Consider the following 8,922-nt stretch of genomic DNA (forward strand, 5'->3'; position numbering starts at 1 on the left):
AGGTTGGATCGGTGCAGGCCGTATTCTCCCACAGGCGATGTTTCTGCAAGCGGCTATGGAATCAAGAGCGTCTCCACTCACGCCAAGAGTTTCCGGGCTAGCCGTTGGCTACTGCATCCAGTGCAGAGGGTTCCATGATCAGCCGGCTCAAAAGTGCCTTCTGAGCGAACTTGTAGTGGCGGTCTGGCTTTCCGGTGTGAGGAACCAGGCCTGCAAGCCAGCTGGTGCCGGACCCCTGATAGCTGTGACATGCCTTGCGCATGATGTCGGCGACGTCACCGGAGATGCAGTAGGAGTTCAGGACGCGGTACCCGTCCTGGTGTTTGATCCAGAAACCGGCATCGCTAATCTGGCAGATCAGCGCGATCGCCCGCGCCACGGCTGTGCCCAGTTCGTCGCCACGAGCTCGCCCTGCAGCTGCGACCGCCGATAGAAGAGGGAAGACCTCGGCAATGATTGCGTTCGCCCAAGGCTCTTGCTTGGGGGTGCCTCTTGCAGCTGGCTTCCTCAATCCACTCGCTTGAGCCAAGGCTGCCGTGTCAGCACGTGCGGCATCGATCAAGGATTGGACTTCCTTGTTGCAGTCCGCGCAGATGTTGTGGCGTAGGTAGCTGCGATCAGCCTCCTGGATCCGGCCGTAGCGCCCGCTGCCGGACAGCATGCCGGTATGGCCGCAAAGGTACTTTCCTGGGACTTGGTTGCGAAGGTTCATTGCGGGGAAGCTCCCATGTGTTTGATGGGCTTCACCGTCTCATGGGATGCGAAATCTGCAACGGGCTATCCAAGGGGCGGGCAGGGGAGTGGAACACTTAGGGGGTTGATTTAGAGCGGAATCCAGTCATCGTTAGGCATGCATTTTAGAAGACTGGAGACGTGATGACTCTTGAGCAGCTTCATCGGTATTTGGGTGAATTGATCGCCACCGGTACACCCGGAAAACTGCCTGTTGTTTTCCCAGGTGTTGAGCTTCCAATTGAGGTTTGCGAGGCCATTTCAGTTGATGGTTCGTTTGAGGCTGATCCATTCCCGCTGACTCGGGGTTCGTATCAACTGTCTGAGACTGCAGTGATGTTGGTTGGTCGGGCATTCGATATCCGCAAGCTAGACAGCTCGCGTAACGCCTGGCACCTGGACCCCGTGCCACCAGCACCTGATCGTAGCTAGGACTCCATAGGTGGCGTTCGAACCTGAACGGCCACCTTTCACCGGTGGACTGGCAGGGCCAGGAGGTGCTCTGGCGGTGGTATCAGAAATCCCAATGGGAGCCGATCAGTGTCGCTTTCCCCTGCACAAACCCGACCTTGCAGGGCCCAAGGCCATCATCGACGCGAAAGTACAGGGCGCCTGCTCCGATCACGGTAATTTCCTTCTCTCCAGAGAACCGGATCTTCTCACCCCGCGGCTCACCGAACGCCATTATCCCCATCCCTACCTGAATGCGGCGATCGGCTGGGCACGCCACCGTATAGGTGGCCATCGCGTAGACGTACGTTTCCGCCCATTGCCAATCGCCGCTGCCGACGTCTACGTAACTAATTTGAGCTGGCATGAGTCGAGCCTTTGAACTGAACCGCGCTCTTCCACGAGGCCTGGATACCCTGTTCCGTGGAGGAGAAGGAAACAGAGTTCAGGGCAAAATGTACGCTCCTTTTTTCGTGATCTCTGGCGATTGACGCTAAAGAGAAGCTATGAGAAATTTACTACTCGCTGTGTGGCCAGCGCGCATCCAGTTACTTTGCCTCTTAACCGAGGGCTGCTAAGCGGATACAGCCACCAACTTTCGAGTTGTTTTGCTTCAAAAGGGGACGTTAACTGGGTTCTCAGAAAACGGCTATCAGCTTTGACTGGTGGCCGTTTTTTTATGTCTAGTCTGTTGATCTTTCGCTCAAGTGCTCGCAGTGGTGCATTGCGAAGATTCTCCTCGGCGATAGCTTCCACCACGGAAATCGACAGAGCCGCACTCTCACCGCAGAACGCATGCTCCACCGGCATGCCTCTTTCCCGGACTGCAGCGAGCATCCGGTTGTAGTCCTTGTGGTCGGAGATGAAGCGCCCCTGGAGGATATCCCTCGCCAGCTCTGCAGCTACCTCTGAACGGGCGCGTGGGTATGTCAGCTGCGGCATGCGAAGACCTGCTACTTAAGCGTGGGTAGGTTCGCCATCACACATCTCGAAGTAATACCGAGCATGGACCTTCTCGTCTGGCCAGATCAGCTCGAAGGCGGCGCGGACTTTCTCACGGAACTGCTCCAGGGTGGATTTAAAATCCTCCGCGTCAAAGTGCTCCGAGCTGATCAGCCAGCCTGGTGCTGATACTTCCGCCGACTCGCCGCTGATACCAACGCTACCGTCACCGGATGTCCACAGGTGGAGCTTGCCTACTTGCTGGATTGCCATATTAGATCCTCTGTATTGCTGATAAGGGGCTTTCAGGCTTGGGCTGTGTGTTGCGATTGTTGCCCAGGGAGAGGGTTCTCCTCATTGTCCTTGGCCATAGCCCTCATCAACTCGCGGAGAGCTGCAAGGGTGTGACGGCTTCTCGGGCAGTGCGATACGAATTCCACTGACGGGGCATAGCTGTCTGCCTTCTCCGCCGGCGGGATGACCCTGATCAGGACGTCACCCTCGTGGTCCATGCACACGGAAAGGCGCCCGTCTGGGCTCATGTCTTCAGGCCGTTCAATCACTGTGCCGCCAGCAATACGGCCGCGGTGTTCTTCGACTCTCGAGGCTTTGCTGATTTGTCGTTCAATCTCGCTGTAGTCGTCTGCGGAGATTTGATTTGTGGCTACCAGCCCTAGGGCGAACCCTCGAACTTCGCTCAGATCCAGCTTTCCAGCTGCAAAGTGCCACCGGTACGACTGCAGGTAGTCCTGTAGGTGGTCAGCAGCGGAGGTCGCTTTATCGAGAAGATCTAGAACAGCGAGCTTTTCTGTTGAGGGGGTCATGTGGCCAGCCCAGATAGTGTGCGTGGGAAGAGCATCCCACAGAGTGGCAAACATGCAACGCAGGGGGGCGGCTGGGGGGCTACCCTGCAGTAGTTGGGGCAAGGCCATCAAGCTGGCCTGGGGTTGGCTCGTGGGAGGGCTCGTCGGTAGTGCACGAGTTTCCACACTGCGGACAGTCGGCGTAGCCAAAGCTCACGATGTCTGGCTCTGTTCCAGTCCACTCACAACGGGTACAGGCATAGGTCCAGCGTGGATCCCCAAGAACCTGCTCAGTGTTCGGTTTATAGGCCATGGCCACTCCTAGCTGACATACTCGATGGCGGAGTCGTAGAGGACTGTAGCGTCTTGCACAGCTTGGCGGCACGCGCGCTCTAGCGCAGTCTCGTCCTCTGGATCCAGTGCACCGTTGGCCACCATGCCGCAAACAAGCTCGTCGGCAATCTCGATGATGCGTTGCTTACGGGGAGTGATTGCGAGGTCGCTCATGATCGGTCTCTTTTAACGGCTGGTCTTAGGCTCTCACGAACCTCTGGATTAGCAAGAGCAGCCATGGATGTGGCTTGAGGGAAGCAATGCTGAAATGCTAATTTCGCTTCAGCCCTTTAGCCAGTGCGATCACTCTTTAGCTGAGAGCGCTGCTTTTGTTCGAAGATTCTTTGGTCAGCCATGTGGTTGATCAGGATGAAGCTGGTAAACCAGCACTTTTAGCTGAAACCTCAGCAGAGCCTAGAAGGTTTCCTTCTGGCTCACTCGGTGTCCCGCGTCGTTATGGCGTGCATCCCAAACTTCTCAACCCTATCTGGGGCTTTGGCCGCCAGGCTAGGGCTCCTTTGTTGCTGCCGGTCATCCGGCGTATCTCAACCCACTGCGGGCTACCTCCTGCATGGGGGAGACCGCGCTTCAAACTCAGGAGTACCTATGAAATCTGCAATTAAACTGGCTCTCGAAGCACTGGAACTGGCTGCCGAATGTGGTGGCGAACTCGACCACGACACCTACGTGGAGGCTCAACAGAAGCTCCAGGCCATGGCTGACGACGTCGTGAAATACGATCGGAAGATGGACAGTGAAGAAAGAGCCCCCGATGGCCATGACTACAATGAGCTGTTGTCGGTCCTCGGTCTTGCAACTGCGGAAAGCCAAGCTGCTGTAGCTCCTGCTGCAGTAGCTGCATAAGCCAACTCAAGCCTCATACCCTCGCCGGGATTTCTCCCAGCAGGGGGCAGTCCCGGCATCTCAAGGAGAAACGCCGTGTCTGCAAATTTGGTCACGAAGATTGTTGGAATGCAGAGCGCTATTGCCCTGGCCGAGCGCTGCATCAAGGAAAGCGCCTTTGTCGAGGTGACCCCTCTTCCTGATGATCTTTACGATGTAGGCGTCAAAAGGGATGCGGAGCATCTGCTTCACACCCCCTTGCCGGAAACTGGCGAGGAGTGATTTACAGCGAAGGCCCACCTGCTGGTGGGCCTTTTTGTTTCTGGGGTATGCCCGGCTAGAGGTTTTTCAACTCATCAGCACTGGGTGTATTCAGGCCGCGGGCCTTGCGATACTCCCTCAGACCTCGGAGCCCGACCGGGATAACAAAGCGGGGCGCAAAACTGTTCCATGGGTTGGATAGGTTTTGAAGGGGGTCGAGGCGCTCCAGAATGCTGTTCCCACCGACTTCTGGCATACCGAAGTACTGCAACTCCTCCGGAAGTTTCTCCCAGGCGATTCCCGTCAGGTTGGCGATGTCGAGGGCGTTGGCCACCGGAACGCTAACGAACACCTGGGCTCCTTCCCAGTTGGACAGCACACAGCAGACGCAGAGGTCGCGCAGGTGAACGAGCTTGAGCGTCTTGGCCAGGCTGGGGCCGTCCGACTTACGGGGTGGGTGCTGCTTTCGGCTCGGGATGTACTCGAACTGGACCTTCCGGCGTGCAGCCGCACCAGCAGGCCTGAACCCCAGCTGGCTGTACAGATGCTCAAACTTCGGCTGCTCCAACTGGAATGGTGTGCTGTCGCCAGTGAGCAGCGCTTCGAGGAGGTTCGGTAAGTTCTTCTTGGCTTTGCGGTAAAACCACTCGAGCATCTCAATTCGACGCGCTTCGAAGTCCTGCCGGGCCAGTACCTTGATCACCTCAGCCTGGTTGCTACGGGCAACGAAGTGGACATCACGCGCCACCTGTTCAGGGGTGGCCAATAGGTCACTGCTGATCGGCGTCAACCTGACCTGGTTGGTAAGCCCGCCGTGCGGCATGTAATCCGGTTTCTTGCGCTCCAAGCGAACGCCAGCGCTGGTTTGCTCGAGCAGCAGAGGCTTGTTGTTCATAGCGGCCTCTGGAATGTACAGGGCCTCTTGAGGAACAGCTGCAGCGAATCGCCGTTCCATCCAACGATTTGGGGTTCTCTTCTCCGACCACTTGGGCTCCAGCGTGTGCATGAAGTCAGTGCTCAGATCTGAGCTGTTCTTTACCTCAAGGTGAGGTAGGCCTTCGAGGATGGCGGGCAGGTTGCTGCTTTGCGAAGGCAGCCATGCGTGATCTATTTGCAGCTGTGAACCCAGCGCGAGACGTGGCTCAACCTGTTTCTGCTGGAAGTATCGGATACGGCATTGCTCGATAAGCAGGTGAAGCCACAGCAGCTCGTCCGGCGCCAGGTCAGATAGGCTTCCTATCGCCGGGATATCTCTCTCGGTGGGCGCGAGGTCACGGGCGCTATCAGCTACAGCACGGCGCCCATTGTCCGCCCACACGATCCGTAGGAGCGAGTAGGGGAAGTGGCTGCCTTCAATCCGGTACTGGTTGTAGCGGTCGTTCCGGCCTCTCATCATCTCTTGCTGTAAGGGATGAGCGAACGTTCCTTTGTCGGTAAGAAGGGTCACCTGCTGGCCATTGCGGACTACCAGGACAAAGTAGCTGTCGCTGATGCTCTCGCAGAGAATTGCGCACAGGGAAAAGCCTTCTGGTATGACGCGAGCGTGCTGTAGCAGCTGGTCAAGAGTTTGGAACGCCAAAACGAAGCGGCTCAGCTGTGGCTCATGAGGGAGACCTGGCTCGCCGGCAAAGGCCGTGAGCTTCGTCAGGCGGTTCATTGCCAGAAAAGCATCAAGATTCAGTAGGGGAGCCTGCTGGCGCACAAACTCAGCCAGGGCGTCACCGTCCACATCTCCGCCTCGATAGTGAGCAACGGCTCGCTTGCAATAGCTGAAGTACTCATCGGTCGAGGCTGTTACTTCTTGCTTGGTGAACAGTTGTGCCAGAGCAGCAGCGGCTTCAGGCGATCGCCCCTCGAGCAGCCCACCACCCGATAGCCTCTCGAAGATACTTCGTACTACCAAAATGGTGCTGAACCCATCCTCAAGGCATACGACGCTACGGATCAGATCGCATGCGGCATTGATTTCACGGCTGGCCTCGGTCATTTGGACGACATAAGACGTTGCATCAACCTTGCGGCCGGCGATCTGTTCCCACAGAGCAACAGCCTGGGTGGCGAGGTCGTTGTAGGAGTCAGTTGGCATCGTCATGTCCTTGAATGGGGCTGCTCAATTTCACTTCATGGCTTGATTCTACAGGCAGGACCGAGGATGCAAGCATGTTCAGCCACTACTGGAAGAACACGTACCTAGGCTAGGGCCTGATTGAGCTTTGCAGGGTTGAGCGCTGTGGAAGGATGCATCAAAGCCATCGTCCATACGGGCGACTTACTTGTTTCTGACGCTCCGCGGGAGAAGCCTTGATGCACAACTTGATTTATGTAATCGCCGTCCTATCTCACCTAATCCAGCAGGACACCGTTGCCTGGAAGATCCTTGTTGACTACGAAACTGAGTTCCGGGCAGGCGGGGGTGACCTGGTGCGCTTCCGCGGTTTTCTGCAGGGCCTCTATGCGGCAGGCTTGCTGCCTGAACCTGATTTCAACGAGTTTGAAAGTCTGCTGACAGAGGATCCTACCCAGCCAGCAAGCGAGCAACTTGACCGCGAGAGTCGTCGAGCAATTGAGCAACGAATCACCATTGCCGCCGCAGAAGCATTGGTGGGGGCTGGGTGCTGCATCACTGTAGTGGAGGGTGATCGAATGCTCCTGATCGACAGTACTGACCCTATTGCTGTTGATGCTTCCTTGTCTGAGGCCGGCGAGCCTGGCTTCAGAGTTAAGCGAGAGGTCGACGGGAGGGTCGAGGAGGGCTGGGTGGACTTTGTCGGTGAGAAAGGAATTGAGGTTACTGCCGACGCCAAATTGAAGCTTGAGGACGCATTGCAACCGGCCAACCAACTAGCAAGACTGATCGGTCTTTGGAGTGCGGTCTCTGGCTGAGATAGGCTTGCGTATTCGGCGACTCATGTGAGGCTGATACGAGAACGATACCGAGGAAAACATCGTGGCCACCACTGAAAAGACTCCATGCCCGCGCTGCGGAAGCGCCCCGGTCATGTCGCGCCATGGCAGTAGCTACTGGAAGGCCAAGTGTCCAAATGACCATGGACTTCATCGCGTCGAGGGCCACCCTATGAAGACCCAGCGCGAGGCCTGGGAGCAATGGGAAAAGAATCATGAAGTCATGCAGGTCAAAAAGAAGTAAGTCAGCCTATAGGGATGCCCATGCACACATCACCGGAAAATTTGCTTCAGCAATGGCTGGTCTCCACTCCTGACTGGCGGCAGCACATGCTAGGAGTTCTAGGAGGGGATTACGAAGGGGTGCTGCAAGACTGCACTCTTCACTTTCGCCCTCTCGGTGTGATTGGCAACCTACGTTGCTGTGAGTCGTTGGAGGCGCCCTACAAGATCTTTGATTTGGGATATTCAATCATGGGTCAAGGACGACCAGTCATCTCGCATGATGAGTTCGAGCAACTAATCCAGAAGGGGCAGGTCTGCAAAGCATGCTTGGATGACACCGAGCTGAATCGCTTACTGGTCAATGCCTTGTCAGACGATTAATCGCTAACAAACAACCTGGCAGCTGCTGTCTTGCAGCTGCAGCGTCAACCCTTGCCGTGGGAGCCACTGAGTGCACCAAGGGTAGCGTCAGCCTCTCGGGCTTATAACGCACTTAACCGGCCTGATTGGGTTGTGAAGAAGCTAATGCGTAAGGGCCGCTTTGGCAGGTTCCGCAATACCAGCCATTGCGGTTGAAAACCGCCTTACCTGGGAGGTGCGAGTAGCAGCGGTGCTCCATGCTGTTTGCCCTGCAGGTGGGGCATGGAGGAAGGTTCGAGGGCGGCGCCGCCAGATCTGCTTCGCTCACAGACATCCCCTTGTCACTTTGGGTCGAATTCACCATTGTCGATGCGAGCCAGAAGCTGGTCGGCGAGAGGTTTCATCCCCTGATCGACAAAGGTCTGGTTTGTACCGGCGACCGAGGTGCTTACGCGGTCATTTTCGACGTCGAAAGCAATCAGAACGCACCCCGCCAGGCCATGTTTCTCAGCCAGGGAGCGAAGGTCGTCCAGGAGTGGGTGGGTACTGGATATCCGAAGGGACTTCCGCCCATCAGTAGTTGGTGCACTGCTCATGCTCGCTCCCTTTCTGGGTGTTGTTGCGGGGATGCTGTTTCGAGTTTGCTCCCGACATCCGGGGCGCCGGAGTCAAAGGGGTTGATGATGAATTTCCTTGCTGCTGCCCTGAGGGCCCTCTTGAGGGCCTGGCGCGGGAGAAAACGCACCTTGCGGAGCTTCAACACCCGTTTCGCCATCAGATCCATGACTTCCTTTACCGCGGCAGGGTCTGCGTCAATCACCGTGGCGGGGGCGCGACGGGAAAGTGTGGATACCACGTGGACTGATGCTTCGAGCGCGAAGGACGGCTCGACAGGCACAACTTTCACAGACCCGGCAACTGCTTCAATTCGGAAGCCATTGCCATGAGCGTCGACTGCAATTACCTGCAAGCCATCTTCAAGGCTGGCCAATAGTCGCCGGTGGCCAGTGACGACCTGTATGCCAGCCAGTTGAAGTTGTTCGAATACATCCATAGGGGAGCCTCTAAT

The 8,922-nt window shown here is 56.7% G+C and carries 15 protein-coding genes; 6 read left to right on the top strand and 9 right to left on the bottom strand.

All coding sequences use genetic code 11. The features are described 5' to 3' along the window. Positions 1 to 97 precede the first annotated feature (97 nt). Positions 98 to 712 carry a hypothetical protein gene (locus YA0848_RS21760; protein WP_141678447.1) on the bottom strand — a complete coding sequence of 205 codons (615 nt, stop codon included), beginning with the start codon at positions 710 to 712 and terminating at the stop codon, positions 98 to 100. A 164-nt stretch (positions 713 to 876) separates the two neighbouring features. Between YA0848_RS21760 and YA0848_RS21765 the strand changes: the two genes are divergently transcribed. Next, positions 877 to 1,164 (top strand): hypothetical protein, encoded by a 288-nt coding sequence (locus YA0848_RS21765; protein ID WP_141678446.1) that lies wholly within the window; start codon positions 877 to 879, stop codon positions 1,162 to 1,164. 82 nt (positions 1,165 to 1,246) lie between these two features. On the opposite strand, the gene YA0848_RS21770 is transcribed toward YA0848_RS21765, so the two are convergent. From YA0848_RS21770 to YA0848_RS21790, 5 genes are all read right to left on the bottom strand, one after another. Continuing rightward, complete coding sequence (locus YA0848_RS21770; protein WP_065327637.1) at positions 1,247 to 1,549, bottom strand: hypothetical protein; 303 nt, start codon at positions 1,547 to 1,549, stop codon at positions 1,247 to 1,249. Between the two features lie 137 nt (positions 1,550 to 1,686). Next, the gene (locus tag YA0848_RS21775; protein WP_141678445.1) at positions 1,687 to 2,124 is read right to left on the bottom strand and encodes a hypothetical protein; all 438 of its coding nucleotides are present in this window, start codon (positions 2,122 to 2,124) and stop codon (positions 1,687 to 1,689) included. Between the two features lie 15 nt (positions 2,125 to 2,139). Beyond that, the gene (locus YA0848_RS21780; RefSeq protein ID WP_065327636.1) at positions 2,140 to 2,397 is read right to left on the bottom strand and encodes a hypothetical protein; all 258 of its coding nucleotides are present in this window, start codon (positions 2,395 to 2,397) and stop codon (positions 2,140 to 2,142) included. 32 nt (positions 2,398 to 2,429) lie between these two features. Then, a complete protein-coding gene (locus YA0848_RS21785; protein ID WP_141678444.1) occupies positions 2,430 to 2,948 on the bottom strand; it encodes a hypothetical protein in 519 nt (172 codons plus the stop codon). A 300-nt stretch (positions 2,949 to 3,248) separates the two neighbouring features. After that, the gene (locus YA0848_RS21790; RefSeq protein WP_065327634.1) at positions 3,249 to 3,434 is read right to left on the bottom strand and encodes a hypothetical protein; all 186 of its coding nucleotides are present in this window, start codon (positions 3,432 to 3,434) and stop codon (positions 3,249 to 3,251) included. Positions 3,435 to 3,866: 432 nt separating this feature from the next. Between YA0848_RS21790 and YA0848_RS21795 the strand changes: the two genes are divergently transcribed. Both YA0848_RS21795 and YA0848_RS21800 read left to right on the top strand, forming a co-directional pair. Continuing rightward, positions 3,867 to 4,124: a hypothetical protein gene (locus YA0848_RS21795; RefSeq protein ID WP_141678443.1), complete on the top strand. Its 258-nt coding sequence runs from the start codon at positions 3,867 to 3,869 to the stop codon at positions 4,122 to 4,124. Positions 4,125 to 4,199: 75 nt separating this feature from the next. After that, positions 4,200 to 4,385, top strand: a complete 186-nt coding sequence (locus YA0848_RS21800; protein WP_065327632.1) for a hypothetical protein — start codon at positions 4,200 to 4,202, stop codon at positions 4,383 to 4,385. A 55-nt stretch (positions 4,386 to 4,440) separates the two neighbouring features. Here YA0848_RS21800 and YA0848_RS21805 read toward each other — a convergent pair whose 3' ends face one another. After that, on the bottom strand, positions 4,441 to 6,450 hold the full coding sequence (locus tag YA0848_RS21805; protein ID WP_065085754.1) for a hypothetical protein: 2,010 nt from the start codon (positions 6,448 to 6,450) through the stop codon (positions 4,441 to 4,443). A 218-nt stretch (positions 6,451 to 6,668) separates the two neighbouring features. On the opposite strand from YA0848_RS21805, the gene YA0848_RS21810 reads away from it, so the two are divergent. The 3 genes from YA0848_RS21810 (at position 6,669) to YA0848_RS21820 (ending at position 7,874) form a co-directional block, all read left to right on the top strand. Beyond that, on the top strand, positions 6,669 to 7,247 hold the full coding sequence (locus tag YA0848_RS21810; RefSeq protein WP_065085753.1) for a hypothetical protein: 579 nt from the start codon (positions 6,669 to 6,671) through the stop codon (positions 7,245 to 7,247). Positions 7,248 to 7,311: 64 nt separating this feature from the next. Further along, the gene (locus tag YA0848_RS21815) at positions 7,312 to 7,512 is read left to right on the top strand and encodes a hypothetical protein (protein WP_141678502.1); all 201 of its coding nucleotides are present in this window, start codon (positions 7,312 to 7,314) and stop codon (positions 7,510 to 7,512) included. A gap of 20 nt (positions 7,513 to 7,532) precedes the next feature. Then, on the top strand, positions 7,533 to 7,874 hold the full coding sequence (locus YA0848_RS21820) for a hypothetical protein (RefSeq protein ID WP_198731410.1): 342 nt from the start codon (positions 7,533 to 7,535) through the stop codon (positions 7,872 to 7,874). A 320-nt stretch (positions 7,875 to 8,194) separates the two neighbouring features. Here YA0848_RS21820 and YA0848_RS21825 read toward each other — a convergent pair whose 3' ends face one another. Together YA0848_RS21825 and YA0848_RS21830 are read right to left on the bottom strand one after the other, a co-directional pair. Next, positions 8,195 to 8,449 carry a hypothetical protein gene (locus YA0848_RS21825; RefSeq protein WP_065085751.1) on the bottom strand — a complete coding sequence of 85 codons (255 nt, stop codon included), beginning with the start codon at positions 8,447 to 8,449 and terminating at the stop codon, positions 8,195 to 8,197. Then, positions 8,446 to 8,907 carry a hypothetical protein gene (locus tag YA0848_RS21830; protein WP_065085750.1) on the bottom strand — a complete coding sequence of 154 codons (462 nt, stop codon included), beginning with the start codon at positions 8,905 to 8,907 and terminating at the stop codon, positions 8,446 to 8,448. The genes YA0848_RS21825 and YA0848_RS21830 overlap by 4 nt, the downstream gene beginning before the upstream one ends. Between the last annotated feature and the right edge of the window lie 15 nt (positions 8,908 to 8,922).

It is taken from the genome of Pseudomonas sp. S4_EA_1b (genome assembly GCF_016307435.1).
GTDB lineage: Bacteria > Pseudomonadota > Gammaproteobacteria > Pseudomonadales > Pseudomonadaceae > Aquipseudomonas > Aquipseudomonas rhodesiae.